The sequence below is a fragment of the Ochrobactrum sp. XJ1 genome, from assembly GCF_024701725.1.
Lineage (GTDB): Bacteria > Pseudomonadota > Alphaproteobacteria > Rhizobiales > Rhizobiaceae > Brucella > Brucella anthropi.
This window is the reverse complement of sequence record NZ_VDGD01000019.1, coordinates 1-19,045: the sequence shown is the minus strand read 5'-3', so window position 1 is coordinate 19,045 and position 19,045 is coordinate 1. Positions and strand designations below refer to the sequence as shown.

The window sequence follows — 19,045 nt, the reverse complement described above, 5'->3', positions numbered from 1 at the left end:
TGTGCCACTGATCGTCTACAATCCATGTATCCGATTGAGCATAACATGCCAACAAGAAGGGCGCGTGCAGTATGGGGTTCTACGATACGGTTTTCAGCGCGTTCGTCACCCTGCTTGTTACAATCGATCCGCCCGGACTGGCGCCATTGTTTCTGGCACTGACGCCGGGCATGGAGCGGCACCACCGCGGACAGGTGGCGCTTCGCGCCTCCATCATCGGTTTTATCGTGATGGCGCTCTTTGCCATTGCAGGCGCACAGATACTCGGCATGTTCGGCATTACTATCGGCGCGTTCCGCGTCGCCGGTGGCCTGCTGCTGTTCTGGATCGCATTTGAGATGATTTTCGAGAAGCGGACGGAGCGCAAGGAAAAGAGCGCCGAGGTGGCCATCACCAAGGACCATATCCGCAATATAGCCGCCTTCCCGCTCGCCATTCCGCTGATTGCCGGTCCGGGCGCAATTTCGGCTATCGTTCTGACCTCGGACTCATTCCATGGCATCGGGCCGCGTTTGGCCCTTCTTGGCGTAATTTTCGTCTGCCTGCTGATTACCTATCTCGTGCTGCTGCTGGCAGAGCGGGTCGACCGGTTTCTCGGCGAAACCGGCCGTTCCATCCTGACACGCCTTCTCGGCGTCATTCTGGCAGCGCTTGCGGTTCAGTTCGTTGCCGATGGCATCAAGACACTTATCAGTGGTTAAGCAGACTTCTGCGCCTTCTTGCCGATCATCGCGTGACGAAGCTTGGATGAGAACCAGTCGATCACGGCAACAGCCACGAGGATCATCAGAATCAGGAATGAAACGTCCTGAAGATTGAGAACCTTGATCTGTTCCGCCAGATGCGCGCCGATACCGCCTGCCCCGACAATACCAATGATCGTCGCCGAACGGGTATTTGACTCGAAGAAATAAAGCACCTGACTGCCGATCAGAGGCAGAACCTGTGGCAGCACGCCGAAGCGATAGCCGTGCAGCTTGCCGCCACCTGATGAGACCACGCCTTCGACCGGCTTCTTGTCCGCCCCTTCAATGGCTTCCGAGAACAGCTTGCCGAATGCGCCGAAATCCGAGCAGGCAATGGCGAGAATACCGGCGAAAGGTCCAAGCCCCACAACCGACACCCAGATCAGTGCCCATATCAGCGTATCGACGCCGCGAATGGTATCGAGGAAGCGGCGAATGCCAAAATGCAGGAATACATTCGGAATGATGTTCTTCGCAGCCAGAAAGCCGAATGGGAAGGCAAGGATCGCTGCCAGCAATGTGCCGAGATAGGCAATCGCCAGCGTTTCCATCATCGACCACAGATAAAGACTGAAACGACCGCCGGACGATGGCGGCATCATCATCAAGGCGAAATCACCGAGGCGACCGAGGCCGTTTAGAATGCGCAGCAGTGAAAAATCGAGCCAGTAGAAGGCGAACCAGACCGAAGCGATAAGCGCTACGGTTAAAATCGCCAGATTGCGCCATGTGCGCCCATTGCCGAACAGATCGGCATATTCGGCTCTGAGTTCCTTTTCGTGCGCATGTGCTTCGCGGGAGAGACTTTGTGCAATGTCGGTCATAATTCTCTCCTCAACCAATACGGCCAAGCAGTGCGTGACGCACGCGCTGGGTGACAAGATCGATCACGACGATCGTCACGATGATCAGAAGCAGAATGGCGCTGACATCGCTGTAATAGAACTGGCGGATCGAGGTGAGCAGTTCCTGCCCGATACCGCCTGCCCCCACAAAACCCATGACGGAAGCACCGCGCACGTTGACTTCAAAACGCAGCAGGCCATAGGAAGCAAAATTTGCGGCCACTTGTGGCAGCACGGCAAAGCGGATGACCTGCAGGCCGGAGCCGCCCGATGCGCGAATACCTTCTACCGGGCGCATGTCGATATTCTCGACGACTTCGGAGAACAGCTTGCCCAGTGCCCCTGTCGTGTGAAGCATCAGTGCCAGCACACCGGCCATCGGCCCAAGACCGAAGGCGATAACGAACAGCAGCGCGAAGACGATTTCCGGAACCGTACGCAACAGCTCCAGCCCGCGACGAACGATGAAACGCACGGTCGAATTGGGAGCCATGTTGGATGATGCTGCGAAAGAAGCCGCAAAAGCGACCACAGCACCGATCAACGTCGCCAGATAGGCGATCAACAGCGTCTCAAACAGCATCTTGAGCCAGCCGCCGAGGTTCCAGTACCAGGCAGCGAGGTCGCCCCAGAAATTGGCGATGGTCAGATCCGGCAGAATGCGACCGAGGTAGCTTGTAAAGCGAAAGAGATTTTCGACCAGTGTGCCCGGCCGAACATCGGCAACGACGGAGGCAGCAATGGCGACAACGACAAGCGCGAGGAGCAGCGCGATACCGTAGAGACGCCGTTTGCCGACTTCTCTTCGATAATCGGCAAGCAGAGTTTTTGCACCGTTGTCGTCGAGTGAGGATACCGTCATGCGAGATTCCTTTAATCAAGCATGATCTTGTCCGAAAACCGGTTCCCACTTTTCGGGATCATGCTCTAAAAAAATGCCCGAAGCTTTTGCGGCTTCGGGCACTTCAATTGTTCTACGGATTAGGACTTGCGAGCCTTGTCGTTGAACTTGAGCATCTCGATGATTGGTTCGAAATCCTTGGCTTCGGTCGCTACGAATTCCTGATCCTTGCCATCGGAAAGGGCGTCAAAACCTGCCTTGTCCTTCTTCGGCATGTCGAGGAAAGCCTGCTTGATGTCGGCCTTCAGCTGGTCTGGCAGAGTGTTGAGAACAGCGAACGGACCTTCTGGAAGGAAGTCCGACTTGAAGATGACGCGGAAATCGTCCTTCGTCATTGCCTTGCCGTCAGCATCCTTCAGCACGCCGCGGCTGACCATGCGGGTCAGGTTGGAATCGTTTTCCGAGTTCCAGGAGTTGGCAGCGGCGTCAGCGGTGCCCTGCGCAAGAGCAAGAACTGCATTTTCATGGCTGCCAGCAAAGAAGTTCTTACCGAAGAACGTATCGACGCTATAGCCTTCGCGGTTGAGGAAGAAGCGCGGAGCATTGTTGCCCGACGTGGAGTTCGGATCAACGAGAGCAATGGTCTTGCCCTTCAGGTCATCCATTTTCTGGTATGGGCTGTCGGCGCGAACATAAACGACCGAGTAGTAGCCGTTGACGCCGGTGTCATGGCGCTGGTTGACGAGCGGTGTGGTTTCAACGCCGGTCATGACGGCACGGGCATAAGAAGCCGGGCCATAGAATGCGATCTGGATGTTGCCGGCGCGCTGGCCTTCAATGACAGCGGCATAGTCGTTGGCGACGCGCAGCGTGACCTTGGTGCCAAGTTCCTTGCCGAGATAGGCGGCCAGAGGCGCATAACGGTCGGAAGTGGTCGAGGCGTTTTCAGCCGGGATAACGCCCAGAACGATTTCCGGATAATCCTTGCTCCAGTCAGCAGCCTGAGCGGTGGAGGCCATCATTGGCATGGTCAGCGTTGCGGTAAGCGCAGCAGCCGCCAGAAAGTTTCTACGGTTAAGCATAGGTATCTCCTGTTAATCCTGAGTTTGGAGCGTGTTTTTTTTTCCGGAGCTTTATGCGCTCAGGCGGAAAGCTGGCGCAGAACGGCTTCAGCCGACTGCGGAACTGGCATTGGCATTGTTTCAGCCTGTTCATCGGCGTCGATGACGTCAGCGGCTTCCATGCCGTATAGGTCGCGTGATGCCATATCTGTCAGCATCGACGGTGTGCCACGGAATACGATCTTGCCGGCAGACATGCCGACGAGGCGGTCGCAATAGCTGCGCGCAATATCGAGCGAGTGTAGATTGCAGAGGACCGTGATGCCATATTCGCGATTGATGCGGCGCAGGGCGTCCATGACGCTGCGGGTGTTGCGCGGATCGAGCGATGCAATAGGCTCGTCGGCAAGAATAATGCGTGGCTGCTGCACGAGCGCGCGGGCAATCGCCACGCGCTGTTGCTGGCCACCCGAAAGTTCATCGGCGCGGTGCGCCGCAAGATGCGCAATATCGAACTGCTGCAGAGCGGAAAGCGCGATCAGGCGTTCTTCGTCGCTCCAGATACGCAGGAGCGACTTGGGCGTCGAAACATAGTTGAGACGCCCCATCAGAACATTGGTCAGAACATCAAGACGATCAACCAGATTGAAATGCTGGAAAATCATCGCACATTGCGCGCGCCAGTCACGCAATCCCGAGCCTTTAAGGCCCGTAACATCACGACCATCCCAGTGAATTGTTCCCTCGGACGGCTCGACAAGGCGATTGATCATACGCAGAAGCGTCGACTTGCCTGCGCCTGAGCGCCCGATAATTCCCACAAACGTGCCCGGCTCGATTTCGAGGTCCACGCCCGAAACCGCCACCTTGTCATTATAGCGGCGCGTTATGTTGTTCAGTTGAAGCATGAATTCGTCTCCATTCATGCTCACTTTGAATTGCTTCCATGACACTGCAATGAAAGCATAATGACGTTTGTGTAAATTTACACACCGCTATAGGGATTTCACCTAAGCAATTGTTTTAACAGTTATTTCCTTCAAATGACGAAGGAAGGTCTCTGTGGATGCATTGACATCACCTGAATTGTCTATTGTGACAACATCTCCGGCATCGTCATCGAAGCTCACTTCACGCGCAAGCCGCGCGGTGATTTCTTCCCGGCTTTCACGACCACGCGACGCAAGCCGTTCTGCCAGAACGTCCGGTCGGGCTGTTATCACGACCACAGAACGTGATTTGTAGAGCCTGCGAATATCGCCAAGCACTCGCCGTGAAACGTTGGCGATCACCACCGTGCCCTCAGCGATTTCATCCTCAAGCGATTTCGGCAATCCATAGCTCAGGCCATGTGCCTGCCAGTGCAGGGCGAAGGCTCCCTCGCCTGCAGCTGTTGCAAAAGATGCTTCATCCAGACTGTCATGATCTTCCGTGCCCGGCATTTGCGGGCGGGTGATGATGCGGCGCACAAAATGAAAACGCGTGTCGCCCGCAAGAGCCACACGCGCTGCATCCATGATCGTATCCTTGCCGGCCCCGCTGGGGCCGACGACGGCGACGAAACGGCCTTTCGGCATATCGGATTGCATCTGCATCAAAGCACCCGATCACCTTCGCGCCAGACCGTGCGGACAACCGGGATTGCACCTTTCGGGCGCACGCGAACGAGATCGGCGCGCTTGCCGATGGCGATTTCGCCGCGATCATCCATGGCCATGGCGTCGGCAGGATTCTTGGTCACGAGGCGGACAGCCTGTGGCAGCGCAATCGGACGTTCGCCCGAAGCAAGGCCGAAAGCCGACTGAATGAGGCTGAACGGAATATAGTCCGAAGACAGGATGTCGAGGCTGCCATTATCGACGAGATCGCGTGCGGCGATATTGCCGGAGTGCGAGCCACCGCGAACGATGTTCGGCGCGCCCATCAGGATCGAGAGGCCTGCGCCTTTCGAAGCATTGGCCGCTTCCATCGTGGTCGGAAACTCGGCAATCCGCACGCCATGGTCGAGCGATTCATCGACATGCTCACTGGTCGCATCGTCATGGCTGGCCAGAACGATGCCACGTGTCGCAGCCATTTCGGCAATGGCGCGGCGATGATTGGCCGAATAGGCGTCCGAATCCGCCATGCGCTTCTCACAATGCACCCGGAACTCCTCATCCGTGAGCTTCATCTTGCGCATGTAATAAGTGCGATAGGTCTCAAGATCAACGAATTGACGCTGTCCCGGCGCATGATCCATCAGCGAAGCGAGTTTGACGCGGTCATCGCCCGCAAAAAGCTCGAATGTTTCAAGGCAATCCGCAGATGACACTTCGCAGCGCAGATGCAGAAAGTGGTCTGCACGCAGGCGATTTTCGCGAACACCGCTTTCAATGGCATCCGCAAGCATCCGCATATCCTTACCAACGAAGTCGCGGTCATAGTCGGAGCCGACACGCATCGCATCGAAAACCGTCGTGATGCCCGATGCTGCAACCTGCGCATCATGGGCCTGAACCGCAGCGTCGACATTCCAGCGCACTTTCGGACGCGGCGCGTAATGGCTTTCGAGCTGGTCGGTGTGCAGCTCGATGAGGCCCGGAATGACATAATCGCCATCCATGTCATCGCCGCCATTGGCATAGCCCTGATCGATGGCTGCAATTTTGCCGTCACGGATCAGGATAGAACCGGAAACAATCTCGTCAGCGAGCACGATCTGCGCATTTTTCAGAACGATTTCATTAGCCATTGGATAGCTCTTTCATGACCGCATTTGTGTTGGCGGCCGTTTCATATTTTGAGAGGAAAGCTTCGATATCGAGCGCACGGAAATCATCGAGCGCCTCATGCAGACGATCATGGCTCCAGTGCCACCAGGCCAGCCGATCCAGACGATTGCCGGTCGCGGCATCGAAACGTTCGCGAATGAGACGCGCAGGCACACCGCCCACAATCGTATAGGGTGCCACGTCCTTGCTCACCACTGCTCCGGCCCCGACAACCGCACCATTGCCAACCGTCACACCCGGCAAAATGGTGGAGCCATGGCCGAGCCATGTGTCGTGACCGATTTTCACGGCATTGCCGCGACGCCACTCGAAAAACTCCGTCTCATCCTTTTCTTCCGGCCAGTAATCACCGGCACGGTAGGTGAAATGATGCAGCGTCGGACGCCATGTCGGATGGTTGGTGGCGTTGATGCGCACATGGCTGGCGATATTGGAAAACTTGCCGATTTCCGCACACCAGATTTCACAATCGACACCGAGATAGGAATAGTCATCGAGCACAGTCTCCGAAACGCGGCTGCGCTCGCCTATCTCTGTGTAGCGACCGATTGTGCAACCGCTGACGATGGCGGTTTCATGCACCAGCGGTTCTACCGATAGCTTGGTCATGCGGCGGCCCTCGGAGAGAAAGCTGTCACGTCGATAATCCGGTCCGCAACCTCCGTACGCACATCTTCATCGTGGAAGATGCCTAGCATGGCGACGCCCTGCTCCTTCTTGGTCTTGATGAGATCAACCACGACCGCACGGTTCTTCGCATCGAGTGAGGCGGTCGGCTCATCAAGCAGCAACACCGGATGATCCGTGATGAAACCGCGCGCGATGTTCACGCGCTGCTGTTCGCCACCCGAGAAAGTCGCAGGCGGCAAGGCCCAAAGCCTTTCTGGCAGATTGAGCTGTGACAGAAGCTCGCGAGCGCGGTTCAGCGCCACTTCGCGATCGACGCCACGCGCAACCAGAGGCTCGGCAACTACATCAATTGCCGCGACGCGCGGCAATGTGCGCAGAAACTGGCTGACATAGCCAATCGTATCGCGCCGTACCGCCAGCACTTCACGTGGATCGGCTGTTGCCAGATCCACCATACGGTCTTCGTGACGAATGAGGATCGAACCTGCATTCACGGCATAATTGCCATAGACCATCTTGAGAATGGAGCTTTTACCGGCACCGGAAGGTCCGCCAAGCACGGCGCATTCACCTGCTTCGAGATTGAAGTCCACGTTACTTACGACTGGCAACTGAATGCCACCCTGCAAGTGCATCGTGAACGTCTTCGCCAGACCCGACACCGCCAGCGGAGAGGATGTTCTAACTTGTGTCATTTCTCACCTCACGCATGAAGTTTCGCTAATTTACGAACAACACGCTGCAAACATCTGTTTTAATTTACTAAACCTGCAGAATAGACGACACGAGCAGCTGCGTATAAGGCGCTTGCGGGTCATCCAGAACGCGGTCGGTCAGGCCCTGTTCGACAATATGGCCGTCTTTCATGACCATGATGCGATGGGACAGAAGCCGGGCTACGGCAAGATCGTGAGTAACGATGATCACCGACAGACCAAGATCGCTGACGAGGCCGCGCAACAGATCGAGAAGACGCGCCTGCACAGACACATCAAGACCGCCGGTCGGTTCATCCATGAAAACCAGTCGCGGAGCGGTCACCAGATTGCGGGCAATCTGCAAGCGCTGGCGCATGCCGCCAGAGAAGGCGCGCGGCTGATCGTCGATACGGTCAGAAGCGATTTCGACACGACCGAGCCATTCGGTGGCCGTCGAGCGGATATTACCGTAATGACGTTCACCAACAGCCATCAGACGTTCACCGACATTGGCGCCAGCCGAAACCGTCATGCGCAATCCGTCTGCCGGGTTCTGATGCACAAAACCCCAGTCGGTCCGCATCAGGAAACGGCGTTCCGCTTCGCCAATTTTGTAGAGATCGCGGAATTCACCGTCACGCATCCGGTATTCGACGGTGCCGGAAGTCGGCTCCAGACGGGTTGCCAGACTGTTCAGGAGCGTCGTCTTGCCCGAACCGGATTCGCCGACGATGGCCAGCACTTCGCCTGGCCACAGATTGAAGGAAATGTCTGCACAGCCACGGCGATTGCCGTAAAACTTCGACAGGCTGTTTACTCTCAGCAGGGGTTCGCTGTTCATTTTACGGTCTCCTTGGCCGCGGCCTCCTTGTTTGCAGCCAGATGACCGAAATGGCCGTTGGCCTGACGGTCTTCGCAAAAATCAGTGTCGGAGCAGACGAACATCGAGCCGCCGCGATCATCGAGCACGACTTCATCCAGATAGACACCCTTGGCACCGCACAGCGCACAGGGTTCCTTGAACTTTTGCACTTCGAACGGATGATCCTCGAAATCGAGGCTGACCACCTGCGTATAGGGCGGGACGGCATAGATGCGCTTTTCGCGACCGGCACCGAACAGCTGCAATGCCGGAGACATATGCATTTTCGGATTGTCGAATTTCGGCGTCGGCGAAGGCGCCATCACATAGCGGCCTTCGATCATCACCGGATAATCGTAGGTCTTGGCGATATGACCGTGACGCGCAATGTCTTCATAAAGCTTAACATGCATGAGGCCATATTCAGCGAGCGCGTGCATCTTGCGGGTTTCGGTTTCGCGTGGCTCCAGAAAACGCAGTGGCTCGGGGATCGGTACCTGATAGACAATCACCTGCCCCTCTGTCAGCGGATATTCCGGGATACGGTGGCGGGTCTGGATGATGGTCGCCTCGCCCGTATGGGTTGTTACAGCGACATCGGCAGTCTTCTGGAAGAAGGCGCGGATGGAAACGGCATTGGTCGTGTCATCGGCACCCTGATCGATGACCTTCAGCACATCATCCGGCCCCAGAATGGCAGCCGTCACCTGCACGCCGCCGGTGCCCCAGCCATAAGGCATCGGCATTTCACGGCTGGCAAAAGGCACCTGATAGCCCGGTATTGCGATGGCCTTCAGGATGGCGCGGCGGATCATCCGCTTGGTCTGTTCGTCCAGATAGGCGAAGTTATAATTGGCCAGATCGCTCATTCTGCGGCCTCCTTCGTTACGCCTTCAGTCTCATTGTGCGCTTGGTCATATTCCGCACGCATGCGGCGGATGAGGTCGAGTTCTGCCTGGAAATCCACGTAATGCGGCAGTTTCAGATGCTCGACGAAACCCGTCGCCTGCACATTGTCGGAATGCGAGATGACGAATTCCTCGTCCTCGGCAGGTGCCGTCACATCCGCATCGAATTCCCGCACGCGCAGCGCACGGTCGCAGAGCGACATGGACATGGCCTTGCGTTCGCTCTGGCCGAACACCAGACCGTAGCCGCGCGTGAATTGCGGCGGCTGCTTGGCCGATCCCTTGAACTGGTTGACCATCTGGCATTCGGTCAGCTGCACGCGGCCGAGCGAGACGGCAAAACCAAGTTCGGGCACGTCGAACTCGACATCCACTTCGCCAATGCGGATTTCGCCGACGAAAGGATGGTTATTGCCATAGCCGCGCTGGGTGGAATAGCCGAGTGCCAGCAGGAAACCTTCATCACCGCGTGCCAATGCCTGAAGGCGCAGATCGCGCTCCATCGGGAATGTCCACGGTTCGCGGGTCAGGTCGCCCGGTTCGTGACCTTCCGGCAGGGAACCATCATCCTCAATCATGCCGACCGCGCCAAGAATATCGGTTACACGCGGCGTCTCTTCCTTCACGGCTTCCCGCATTTCGGGTTCCGGAACGGCAACATCACCGGCCAGATCTGGGTCGAGCAGACGGTGCGTGTAATCGAAGGTCGGTCCCAAAAGCTGACCGCCCGGCAAATCCTTGTAGGTCGCAGAAATGCGGCGTTCGATCAGCATTTCAGCGGTTTCCATCGGCCGCGAATAGCCAAAACGCGGCAAGGTGGTGCGGTAGGCGCGCACCAGAAAGATCGCTTCGATCAGATCGCCGCGCGACTGGCGCACAGCAAGTGCCGCCAGTTCGCGGTCATAGAGCGAACCTTCGGCCATGACGCGATCAACCGCCAGCGCCAGCTGTTCGGCAATCTGGTCGAGACGCAGAGCCGGAACCGAACGATCGCCGCGACGACGATCATCGAGAAGACGGTGTGCATTATGGATGGCCGTTTCGCCACCCTTTACGGCAACATACATTTTCAGCCCTCCAGAGCGGAAACGCGGGTTGTGCGGGGAAGCGCTGCAACAGCGCCGTCGCTGACCAGAACAAGATCAACGCCGAGCGGGTATTGTGCGCCGTTCTCACGCCATTGCTGGATGAAATCCTGCGGCAGGCCATCAACCTGAAGTGCACGTTCGCCATCAATACCGGGGCCTTTCAGCACAAAGCCCTGTCCGCTTGTCAGCGACGCAACAGCGAGAACAACGGTTGTCGAACGGTCGGGAAATTCGGCATCACCCTGCGAAAACCCTGCCAGAGACGGCAGCAGCGAAACATTGCTGGCCAGAGCGAATTGTGCGGCATCCGCACTTTCGACACGCGGTGCGCCCGTGTGGAAAGTAAGCCAGGCGGTTGCGCTTTCATCAGCTGCTATCGCTGCATCGCACCAGACAGTTGCATCGTGATCGAGCAGGGTTGCTGCAATAACGCCCAGTTCAGGCGTCAGCGGCTGCGGTGGCGTGGCTGTGCGCGCCAATGGATAAATGCGACCGGGATTAGCCATGGCGTGCATGACGGCATGAAAAGCCGACTGCGCATCCGTCACCGGATCGTCAAAGCCACCTTCAAACGCAGAGGAAGTGCTGTTTTCGAGAGAAAAAGGAAGCATCAATTGTCTCCCCGGACCATTGTGAAGAAATCGACCTTGGTAGCGGCGGCTTCGCCGCGCAGCTTGACGTCGGCATCGTCCAGCCGCTTGCGCAAGACATTCAGCACTTGTGCCTCCACGGCATCGCGATGGCCTTCATTGAGCCACAATGCATCAAAGACAGCGGCAAGCCGCGCCTTTTCCTGATCGCGACCGAGCGCATAAGAGTGGCCGACCGATCCGTCGGAGAGCCGCACCGTAGCGCGCGTCACCGTTGCCTCGCCGACATTGAAGGGTGCGCCGCCGCCGCCAATGCGGCCACGCAGCATTACGAGACCGGTTTCCGGTCCGCGCAGAACTTCAAATTCCGGCTTGTTGGACCATGCCTGCCAGAAAGCTTGCAGCTCTTCGCCGCTTGCACGTGCAAGAACTGCCATGCTTGCCTGCCGTGCGGCTTGAACTGAATCTGGCACTGCATCCGGCACCGTTCCGCTTTCAGTGGCGGAACCGGCTCCGCCTCCCTTCGCACTTTGCTCCGTACCGTACATGAGCTTCCCTGCCCTGTTAGTTCCAGAGCGCGCTTTGACCTGATTGCATCAGATCAATGCTCTGGAGTTTGTTTTGAGGCGCATCTTGTCCGAAAACCGTTTCATGTTTTTCGGGATGCGCTCCCGTTGACTTCATCTCTCAAATTGTCTAGTTATATAGACAACTATACAATACCAGAATGAATACACCCTGCCAATGACAGGACGATGACAGTTGATGACAAAGACCAGACGAATTGAGAGAAACAGCGGCGTGGCGATCTGGAGGCAGATTGCCGACGAGATACGCGGTGAGATCAGGGCTGGCAGGCTTCAGTCCGGTGCGCGTATGCCCGCCGAGATGGAACTTGCCGACAGGTTTGGAGTCAATCGCCATACGGTGCGCAGCGCCATCGCCGCGCTGACGCAGGAGGGCGTACTGCGTGCCGAGCAAGGGCGCGGCACCTTCGTTGCCAATGCAAAGCGCCTCACCTACCAGATCGGACGTCGCACCCGCATTTCGCAATCGCTCGCTTCGCAGGTGCGCGACATGAAGGGCGCGCTGCTCGCTTCCGGCACAGCGCCTGCCTCTCCGGATATAGCCGAGGCGCTAGAGATCGAGCCTGGTTCACCGGTCCTGCGGCTCGAAACCTTGCACAGCGCTGACGGACGCCCTGTGTCGCGCGCAACGCTCTGGATCAGTGCCGAACAATTTCCGGAAATTGCCGAGGATTATGCGGAAAGCGGTTCCATCACCGTGGCTTTCCGAAAAGCAGGTATTGCCGATTACTTCCGTAAATCGACAATCATATCCGCCCGCCATGCGGATTCGGATGATCTGAAACATTTGAAGCTTTCGCCCGGCGCTATTGTACTGACGGCCAAGGCAATCAATGTGAACACCAATGGAGTGCCGATCCAGTATTCGCTGACACGGTTTTCAGCGGATAATATGGAGTTTTCTATCGACACGTATCCCGGTGACCCGCAGATGAACGACATGAACTGAATCGTGCTGGTGCCAACCACGTATGGTGCTTTCAATGCAGACAGGGAATCCCGATGAACATTACCATTTTTCATAATCCGAAATGCGGCACCTCGCGCAACACGCTGGCAATGATCCGTGCCAGTGGCGAAGAGCCCGTCATCATCGAATATGTGCAGAATCCACCCACGCGGGAACGTCTGCTCGGTTTGCTGGCAGCAATGAACATGACACCACGCGAACTACTGCGCGAGAAAGGCACACCCTATACCGAACTCGGGCTGTCCGATCCGAAATGGACTGATGACGAGCTGATCGATTTCATGATGGCTCATCCGATTCTGATCAACCGGCCCATCGTCGAAACGCCGCGCGGCACCAGGCTTTGCCGTCCCTCTGAGCTGGTTCTGCCGCTTCTGGAAAACCCCGTCGCATCATTCACCAAAGAGGACGGTGAGCAGGTTAAATCTGAGGGCAAGTCGCGCTGACGAGCTCGCGATCAGACATCATTTTTCCTAGAGAATCGGAAGTGTGATCCAATAGAAAAGGCGCTGTAAAACAGCGCCTTATCGTAATTCACTTATAAACTGGATTATATTCGTTCTCAGAACGGAATTTCGTCGTCCAGATCGCGCGAGAAGCCACCGCTGCTGCCACCCTGATTGGATGGGCCGGACGAGCCGAAATCACCGCCGCCACCGGAATAATCAGACATCTGGTTACGGTTGCCGCCACCGCCGCCGAACGAACGGCCTTCACCGCCGCCTTCACCACGGCTATCAAGCATCTGCAATTCACCACGGAACTTTTGCAGCACAACTTCCGTTGAATAACGGTCATTGCCGTTCTGATCCTGCCACTTGCGGGTCTGGAGCGCGCCTTCGATGTAAACCTTGGCGCCCTTCTTCAGATACTGTTCAGCCACTTTGGCGAGGTTCTCATTGAAGATGACAACGCTGTGCCATTCGGTGCGGTCCTTGCGTTCGCCGCTCTGGCGATCGCGCCAGCTTTCCGACGTTGCAATGCGCAGATTGGCAACCACGTCGCCGGAATTCAGACGACGAATTTCCGGATCGGCACCAAGATTGCCGACCAGAATGACTTTATTGACACTACCAGCCATCGAAAATTACTCCGGGTCTTGCATGCACACTCTTTCCGCACTGCTTCGCGCGGACAAGAGGCACTTTTCAAATGAAAGATCAGGCGCAACAATGCGCCATCACCAGAAACTCATATGTTCACCTTACAGGACTGGCTCAAAGCGCGCTCAATCCGGGCCGGTGAATTCTTCAATGTCCACAGAGTTTATGTTCTTGTTTTGTTCAAAATGCAACCTTCCGACATTAAAAAGCCTTGCGTTCGCCATAAATTTCAGTGGGTTTCTGCACCGTTTACCGCGCTGATAATGCAGTTTGCCTCATTTCAGGGGCTGAAACTGCATCTGCCTTAATTTCAAAACAGCCTTGCCGACAACCTTCATAAAGCAATAGCTGCCTGCGCTTGGCAAACGGGATCAGCTTCCAAGGAAAAGCCCTGCCGCTCACTGTATCTTTGGCGCGCAGGGCTTGGGGTTTGAGCAATGCTCATGTGTCGACATTAATTCGTCGGCAGGTCTTTTCGGATCACAAAGGCGCACGGCCATTTGCATTCCGCGCAAATTCAAATTGTCGGCAATCACACTTTCGATCAACGAGGCATCATTCCTTGCGAAAAGATGCTGCCGCAACCGAAACGGATTGTGCTTTCATCTCTGTGAAAGCTAGGCACTGTAGTCAGGTGGACTCATGCTCCTTTACCTCCCTACTGGGTCTCCCCGCCTCCTGCGGACCTCTTGCCGATGCCGTGTCATCCCACCGCGGCACCTCTCCGCTATCAGCGAGTAAGGGTAGTCTGCTCCTGTCAGGAGTGACAGTCAACGCTCTTGCGTTCACATTTCGTATCGCCTATCAGAAGGCTGGTTGTTCGATATTTGTTCTAATGATAAGAGTGCACCGATGAATGACCGGAGCCCCCTTCTTATTGGAGGGTTTCACCCCATATTAGACACCGGCGCGACGTGTTTTACCATTCGGCGCCCGTTATCCATGGCATCATGAGCAGGCAGGACGCGGAATGAGCGATCAGAAATTCATTTCCATACGTGGCGCGCGCGAACACAATCTGAAAAATGTCGATCTCGATCTGCCTCGCGACAAGCTGATCGTGATGACGGGGCTTTCCGGCTCGGGCAAATCCTCGCTTGCCTTTGATACGATCTATGCGGAAGGCCAGCGCCGTTATGTCGAAAGTCTTTCGGCCTATGCGCGCCAGTTCCTCGAAATGATGCAGAAGCCGGATGTCGACCAGATCGACGGCCTCTCTCCTGCCATTTCCATCGAGCAGAAGACGACGAGCCGCAATCCGCGTTCGACGGTCGGCACCGTCACCGAAATCTACGACTATATGCGCCTGCTCTTTGCGCGCGTAGGCGTACCCTATTCGCCTGCAACCGGCCTTCCCATCGAGAGCCAGACCGTCAGTCAGATGGTTGATCGGGTCATGGCGCTGGAAGAAGGCACGCGCCTTTATATCCTCGCGCCCATCGTTCGTGGCCGCAAGGGCGAGTACAAGAAGGAGCTGGCAGAGCTTCAGAAGAAGGGCTTTCAGCGCGTCAAGGTGGACGGTACCTTCTATGAAATCGCCGATGTTCCGGCGCTGGACAAGAAGTACAAGCACGACATCGATGTCGTAGTCGACCGTGTCGTGGTGCGGCCTGACCTGTCGACCCGCCTCGCCGACAGTCTTGAAACCTGCCTCAAGCTTGCCGAAGGTCTGGCCGTCGCCGAGTTTGCTGACAAGCCGCTGCCACCTGAAGAAACGGCTGAAGGTGGTGCTGCCAACAAGTCGGCCAACGAAACGCATGAGCGCATTCTGTTTTCGGAAAAGTTTGCCTGCCCGGTTTCCGGTTTCACCATTCCAGAAATCGAGCCGCGCCTGTTCTCGTTCAACAACCCGTTCGGCGCCTGCCCAACCTGTGATGGTCTCGGCACGCAGCAGGCCATTGATCCGAACCTGATCGTTCCCGACGAAACGGCAGTGTTGAAGGACGGCGCGATTGCCCCATGGGCGCGGTCTTCGTCGCCCTATTACAATCAGACGCTGGAAGCGCTTGGCAAAGCCTATGGCTTCAAGATCGGTGCGCGCTGGGTTGATCTTTCGGAAGAAGCCCAGCAGGCCATTCTCTATGGCACCAAGGGCAAGGAAATCACCTTCCAGTATGATGACGGCCTGCGTTCCTACCAGACGACGAAGCCTTTTGAGGGCGTGATCCCCAATCTGGAACGCCGCTGGAAGGAAACCGATTCCGCCTGGTCGCGCGAAGATATTGAGCGCTTCATGGCCTCGACTCCCTGCCCTTCCTGTAACGGCTACCGCCTGAAGCCGGAAGCGCTTGCGGTCAAGGTGGGCATGAAGCATGTCGGCGAGATCACGGAAATGTCGATCCGCAAGGCCGACGCCTGGTTCCGCGACATCGATAGCAGCTTTAACGACAAGCAGCGCGAGATTGCCGCCCGCATCCTCAAGGAAATCCGAGAGCGCCTGCAGTTCCTCAACGATGTCGGCCTCGACTATCTGACGCTGGCGCGCAATTCCGGCACGCTGTCGGGCGGTGAAAGCCAGCGTATCCGTCTTGCCTCGCAGATCGGCTCTGGCCTGACCGGCGTGCTTTACGTACTGGATGAACCATCCATCGGCCTGCATCAGCGTGATAATGCGCGTCTCCTCGACACGCTGCGCCATCTGCGCGATCTCGGCAACACGGTCATCGTGGTCGAACATGACGAAGATGCGATCCTGACTGCCGACTATGTGGTCGATATCGGCCCTGCGGCAGGTGTCCATGGCGGCAAGATCATCGCTCAAGGGTCGCCGCAGGACGTGATGTCCAATGCGAACTCGCTGACCGGCAAATATCTGTCAGGCGCGATGGAAGTTGCCGTTCCTGCGGAACGCCGCAAGATTTCAAAGTCCAAGCGCATCAAGGTCGTCGGCGCGCGCGGCAACAATCTGAAAAATGTCTCGGCGGATATTCCGCTTGGAACCTTTACCGCTGTCACCGGCGTTTCAGGCGGCGGCAAGTCCACCTTTCTGATTGAAACCCTGTTCAAGGCCGCTTCGCGCCGCATCATGGGTTCACGTGAGCATCCGGCGGAGCATGATCGTATTGAGGGGCTGGAATTCCTCGACAAGGTGATCGATATCGACCAGTCGCCGATTGGTCGTACGCCTCGTTCCAACCCGGCAACCTATACCGGCGCCTTCACGCCGATCCGCGACTGGTTTGCGGGTCTGCCGGAAGCCAAGGCGCGCGGTTATCAGGCGGGGCGCTTCTCGTTCAATGTGAAGGGCGGACGCTGCGAGGCTTGCCAGGGCGATGGCGTCATCAAGATCGAGATGCACTTCCTGCCGGATGTCTATGTGACTTGTGATGTCTGTCACGGCAAACGCTACAACCGCGAAACGCTGGAAGTCCTGTTCAAGGGCAAGTCCATCGCCGATGTGCTGGATATGACAGTCGAGGAAGGCGCGGAGTTTTTCTCAGCTGTGCCTGCCGTTCGCGACAAGATGGAAACGCTCGTCAAGGTGGGTCTCGGCTATATTAAGGTCGGCCAGCAGGCGACGACGCTTTCGGGTGGTGAAGCGCAGCGTGTGAAGCTTGCCAAGGAACTGTCACGCCGCGCAACGGGCCGCACGCTCTATATTCTGGACGAACCGACAACCGGCCTGCACTTCCACGATGTGGCGAAACTTTTGGAAGTGCTGCACGAGCTGGTCGAACAGGGCAACACGGTCGTAGTGATCGAGCATAATCTTGAAGTCATCAAGACTGCCGACTGGGTGATCGACCTTGGACCGGAAGGTGGCGATGGCGGCGGCGAGATTGTTGCCGTGGGCCGTCCGGAAGACATCGTGCAGGAGAAACGCTCCTACACCGGCCACTTCCTCAAGGAACTGCTGGAACGCCGCCCCAAGCGCAGTTCAGAGGCTGCTGAATAAGCGGCAGGCAAAGAGAGTTATTGGAAGCCGGGCCCAGTGCCCGGCTTTTTTGCGGATACTCCTCTGTCTGAGCGGGCAAGGACCTGAGAATAAAAACGTTAGTCGCTATAACGGCCAGCGCGGTCACATCATGCCCTGAGGCAATATACGACTTTCTAATACTCCGGGTCTGTTCCCGATCTCGAATTTATACGCCGGGACTCATAGCTTGTTCACGCCCGGCAAGACTGCGTTCTGAATGGCTTCTGCGACATATGCGAGGTTCGTTTGCGGTCGAAGGTTCGGGTAACGGAGATCCAGAACAATGGCTTATGACGAACTCAGAACCAGATTGCGCGGAGTAACAACCGCTCTTGTTACCCCATTTGAAAACGGAGAAGTGGCGCACAAGGCTTTCGCCGAGTTGGTGGAGTGGCAGATTGGAGAAGGCATCCATGCTCTTTCTCCCTGTGGCACGACCGGGGAGGCCCCAACTCTCAATACGGCGGAAAAGATCAGCCTCATCAAAACCTGTGTTGACGTCTCTGCAGGACGTGTACCCATTGTTGCAGGAACAGGCACCAACGATACTGTATCGACAATTGCATTGACGAGCGCTGCAGCTGCCTGCGGTGCTGACGCCGCCCTGATTGTGACGCCATACTATAACTGTCCGTCTCAGGAAGGCTTGTATCGCCACTTCGAAGCCGTGGCTCGCAATGTTCAGATACCAATCATCCTTTATAATGTCCCGAAGCGAACCGGCGTCGATCTTTCTCTGGAAACTATCGAACGGCTGAGTGAACTCCCGACCGTCATTGGTATCAAGGACGCGACTGGTGAACTCGACCGGCCCAAACGCATCGTTCGTCGTATAGACGATCGGCTGATACAACTATCAGGACATGACGCGACCGCCGTTTCCTTCAATCTTGAGGGGGGAGACGGAATGATTTCAGTCATATCGAATGTGCTTCCAGCAACCACTGTCGAACTTTACGAAGCCTGTAAGCGAGCCGATGCCTGCGCTGCCAGAACGCTCGGCTTCAAATTGAAGCCTCTTCTGACTGCCATGGAACAGGATATCAATCCCGTTCCGGTGAAGTACGCCTTGCACCATCGGCGCGGTTTCTCGCCAGATGTACGGCTGCCGTTGGTTGGCGTCAGCGAAGAAACCGCCAGCGCCATTCGTCGGGCCTGTGCTGCCATTGACCATGTGGAAGAAACACCCTCGGCGCTCATAGCGCAGCATCAGCAAGCGGTACTTTCCATCACACTGGCGGCGCGCTGAAACACCGCCAGCCTAGCCCCCCAGCAATTGAAACATTCGTGTAACCATCAGAAGTGAGGTTTCGATCATGTACGGAAAATTGGGCCTGTTTTTACTCCTGAGCTATAGCGCGACAATCAGGATGAGACGCTTGCGACAATCTGGATGAGATTCTTAGGTCGCGGTCGGGATCAAATT

General features: G+C 56.6%; 19 protein-coding genes. 5 read left to right on the top strand and 14 right to left on the bottom strand.

The window, feature by feature from the left end:
- The first annotated feature begins 71 nt into the window (after positions 1 to 71).
- Positions 72 to 701 (top strand): MarC family protein, encoded by a 630-nt coding sequence (locus tag FG152_RS24050; protein ID WP_029924858.1) that lies wholly within the window; start codon positions 72 to 74, stop codon positions 699 to 701.
- Here the strand turns inward: FG152_RS24050 and phnE (FG152_RS24045) are convergent.
- The 13 genes from phnE (FG152_RS24045) to phnG all read right to left on the bottom strand — a co-directional run bounded on the left by phnE (FG152_RS24045) (position 698) and on the right by phnG (position 11,591).
- The gene (gene phnE, locus FG152_RS24045) at positions 698 to 1,570 is read right to left on the bottom strand and encodes a phosphonate ABC transporter, permease protein PhnE (protein ID WP_029924860.1); all 873 of its coding nucleotides are present in this window, start codon (positions 1,568 to 1,570) and stop codon (positions 698 to 700) included. The genes FG152_RS24050 and phnE (FG152_RS24045) overlap by 4 nt on opposite strands.
- Before the next feature lie 10 nt (positions 1,571 to 1,580).
- Entirely contained in the window at positions 1,581 to 2,453 is an 873-nt protein-coding gene (phnE, locus tag FG152_RS24040; RefSeq protein ID WP_029924861.1) for a phosphonate ABC transporter, permease protein PhnE, read from the bottom strand.
- 119 nt (positions 2,454 to 2,572) lie between these two features.
- Entirely contained in the window at positions 2,573 to 3,514 is a 942-nt protein-coding gene (gene phnD, locus FG152_RS24035; RefSeq protein ID WP_010660123.1) for a phosphonate ABC transporter substrate-binding protein, read from the bottom strand.
- A gap of 59 nt (positions 3,515 to 3,573) precedes the next feature.
- A complete protein-coding gene (gene phnC, locus FG152_RS24030) occupies positions 3,574 to 4,401 on the bottom strand; it encodes a phosphonate ABC transporter ATP-binding protein (RefSeq protein ID WP_012092077.1) in 828 nt (275 codons plus the stop codon).
- Positions 4,402 to 4,503: 102 nt separating this feature from the next.
- Positions 4,504 to 5,082 carry a phosphonate metabolism protein/1,5-bisphosphokinase (PRPP-forming) PhnN gene (phnN, locus tag FG152_RS24025; RefSeq protein ID WP_498988842.1) on the bottom strand — a complete coding sequence of 193 codons (579 nt, stop codon included), beginning with the start codon at positions 5,080 to 5,082 and terminating at the stop codon, positions 4,504 to 4,506.
- Positions 5,083 to 5,087: 5 nt separating this feature from the next.
- Entirely contained in the window at positions 5,088 to 6,227 is a 1,140-nt protein-coding gene (locus FG152_RS24020; protein WP_454502787.1) for an alpha-D-ribose 1-methylphosphonate 5-triphosphate diphosphatase, read from the bottom strand.
- Positions 6,220 to 6,876 carry a DapH/DapD/GlmU-related protein gene (locus tag FG152_RS24015; protein ID WP_029924867.1) on the bottom strand — a complete coding sequence of 219 codons (657 nt, stop codon included), beginning with the start codon at positions 6,874 to 6,876 and terminating at the stop codon, positions 6,220 to 6,222. The genes FG152_RS24020 and FG152_RS24015 overlap by 8 nt, the downstream gene beginning before the upstream one ends.
- Positions 6,873 to 7,592 carry a phosphonate C-P lyase system protein PhnL gene (gene phnL / locus FG152_RS24010; RefSeq protein ID WP_012092081.1) on the bottom strand — a complete coding sequence of 240 codons (720 nt, stop codon included), beginning with the start codon at positions 7,590 to 7,592 and terminating at the stop codon, positions 6,873 to 6,875. The genes FG152_RS24015 and phnL overlap by 4 nt, the downstream gene beginning before the upstream one ends.
- Positions 7,593 to 7,659: 67 nt before the next feature.
- Entirely contained in the window at positions 7,660 to 8,436 is a 777-nt protein-coding gene (phnK, locus tag FG152_RS24005) for a phosphonate C-P lyase system protein PhnK (protein ID WP_010660129.1), read from the bottom strand.
- Positions 8,433 to 9,326 carry an alpha-D-ribose 1-methylphosphonate 5-phosphate C-P-lyase PhnJ gene (locus FG152_RS24000; RefSeq protein ID WP_012092082.1) on the bottom strand — a complete coding sequence of 298 codons (894 nt, stop codon included), beginning with the start codon at positions 9,324 to 9,326 and terminating at the stop codon, positions 8,433 to 8,435. Before FG152_RS24000 ends, phnK begins: the two co-directional genes overlap by 4 nt.
- Positions 9,323 to 10,432, bottom strand: coding sequence for a carbon-phosphorus lyase complex subunit (locus FG152_RS23995; RefSeq protein ID WP_010660131.1), 1,110 nt, complete (start codon positions 10,430 to 10,432; stop codon positions 9,323 to 9,325). The genes FG152_RS24000 and FG152_RS23995 overlap by 4 nt, the downstream gene beginning before the upstream one ends.
- 2 nt (positions 10,433 to 10,434) lie before the next feature.
- Positions 10,435 to 11,064, bottom strand: coding sequence for a phosphonate C-P lyase system protein PhnH (gene phnH, locus FG152_RS23990; RefSeq protein ID WP_029924869.1), 630 nt, complete (start codon positions 11,062 to 11,064; stop codon positions 10,435 to 10,437).
- Positions 11,064 to 11,591 carry a phosphonate C-P lyase system protein PhnG gene (gene phnG, locus FG152_RS23985; RefSeq protein WP_081861770.1) on the bottom strand — a complete coding sequence of 176 codons (528 nt, stop codon included), beginning with the start codon at positions 11,589 to 11,591 and terminating at the stop codon, positions 11,064 to 11,066. The genes phnH and phnG overlap by 1 nt, the downstream gene beginning before the upstream one ends.
- 214 nt (positions 11,592 to 11,805) lie before the next feature.
- Between phnG and phnF the strand changes: the two genes are divergently transcribed.
- The gene (gene phnF, locus FG152_RS23980) at positions 11,806 to 12,579 is read left to right on the top strand and encodes a phosphonate metabolism transcriptional regulator PhnF (RefSeq protein ID WP_197027388.1); all 774 of its coding nucleotides are present in this window, start codon (positions 11,806 to 11,808) and stop codon (positions 12,577 to 12,579) included.
- 53 nt (positions 12,580 to 12,632) lie between these two features.
- A complete protein-coding gene (arsC, locus tag FG152_RS23975) occupies positions 12,633 to 13,046 on the top strand; it encodes an arsenate reductase (glutaredoxin) (protein ID WP_029924874.1) in 414 nt (137 codons plus the stop codon).
- Positions 13,047 to 13,162: 116 nt separating this feature from the next.
- Here arsC and ssb read toward each other — a convergent pair whose 3' ends face one another.
- Entirely contained in the window at positions 13,163 to 13,681 is a 519-nt protein-coding gene (gene ssb / locus FG152_RS23970; protein WP_029924876.1) for a single-stranded DNA-binding protein, read from the bottom strand.
- Between the two features lie 992 nt (positions 13,682 to 14,673).
- Here ssb and uvrA point away from each other — a divergent pair.
- The gene (gene uvrA / locus FG152_RS23965; RefSeq protein WP_010660138.1) at positions 14,674 to 17,598 is read left to right on the top strand and encodes an excinuclease ABC subunit UvrA; all 2,925 of its coding nucleotides are present in this window, start codon (positions 14,674 to 14,676) and stop codon (positions 17,596 to 17,598) included.
- A gap of 304 nt (positions 17,599 to 17,902) precedes the next feature.
- Positions 17,903 to 18,868, top strand: a complete 966-nt coding sequence (dapA, locus tag FG152_RS23960; RefSeq protein WP_498988808.1) for a 4-hydroxy-tetrahydrodipicolinate synthase — start codon at positions 17,903 to 17,905, stop codon at positions 18,866 to 18,868.
- The last annotated feature ends 177 nt before the right edge of the window (positions 18,869 to 19,045 follow it).

Coding starts and splice junctions, on each gene's coding strand:
- FG152_RS24050 (WP_029924858.1), top strand. CDS start 72: ATGGGGTTCTACGATACGGTTTTCAGCGCGTTCGTCACCCTGCTTGTT.
- phnE (WP_029924860.1), bottom strand. CDS start 1,570: ATGACCGACATTGCACAAAGTCTCTCCCGCGAAGCACATGCGCACGAA.
- phnE (WP_029924861.1), bottom strand. CDS start 2,453: ATGACGGTATCCTCACTCGACGACAACGGTGCAAAAACTCTGCTTGCC.
- phnD (WP_010660123.1), bottom strand. CDS start 3,514: ATGCTTAACCGTAGAAACTTTCTGGCGGCTGCTGCGCTTACCGCAACG.
- phnC (WP_012092077.1), bottom strand. CDS start 4,401: ATGCTTCAACTGAACAACATAACGCGCCGCTATAATGACAAGGTGGCG.
- phnN (WP_498988842.1), bottom strand. CDS start 5,082: ATGCAATCCGATATGCCGAAAGGCCGTTTCGTCGCCGTCGTCGGCCCC.
- FG152_RS24020 (WP_454502787.1), bottom strand. CDS start 6,227: ATGGCTAATGAAATCGTTCTGAAAAATGCGCAGATCGTGCTCGCTGAC.
- FG152_RS24015 (WP_029924867.1), bottom strand. CDS start 6,876: ATGACCAAGCTATCGGTAGAACCGCTGGTGCATGAAACCGCCATCGTC.
- phnL (WP_012092081.1), bottom strand. CDS start 7,592: ATGACACAAGTTAGAACATCCTCTCCGCTGGCGGTGTCGGGTCTGGCG.
- phnK (WP_010660129.1), bottom strand. CDS start 8,436: ATGAACAGCGAACCCCTGCTGAGAGTAAACAGCCTGTCGAAGTTTTAC.
- FG152_RS24000 (WP_012092082.1), bottom strand. CDS start 9,326: ATGAGCGATCTGGCCAATTATAACTTCGCCTATCTGGACGAACAGACC.
- FG152_RS23995 (WP_010660131.1), bottom strand. CDS start 10,432: ATGTATGTTGCCGTAAAGGGTGGCGAAACGGCCATCCATAATGCACAC.
- phnH (WP_029924869.1), bottom strand. CDS start 11,064: ATGCTTCCTTTTTCTCTCGAAAACAGCACTTCCTCTGCGTTTGAAGGT.
- phnG (WP_081861770.1), bottom strand. CDS start 11,591: ATGTACGGTACGGAGCAAAGTGCGAAGGGAGGCGGAGCCGGTTCCGCC.
- arsC (WP_029924874.1), top strand. CDS start 12,633: ATGAACATTACCATTTTTCATAATCCGAAATGCGGCACCTCGCGCAAC.
- ssb (WP_029924876.1), bottom strand. CDS start 13,681: ATGGCTGGTAGTGTCAATAAAGTCATTCTGGTCGGCAATCTTGGTGCC.
- uvrA (WP_010660138.1), top strand. CDS start 14,674: ATGAGCGATCAGAAATTCATTTCCATACGTGGCGCGCGCGAACACAAT.
- dapA (WP_498988808.1), top strand. CDS start 17,903: ATGGCTTATGACGAACTCAGAACCAGATTGCGCGGAGTAACAACCGCT.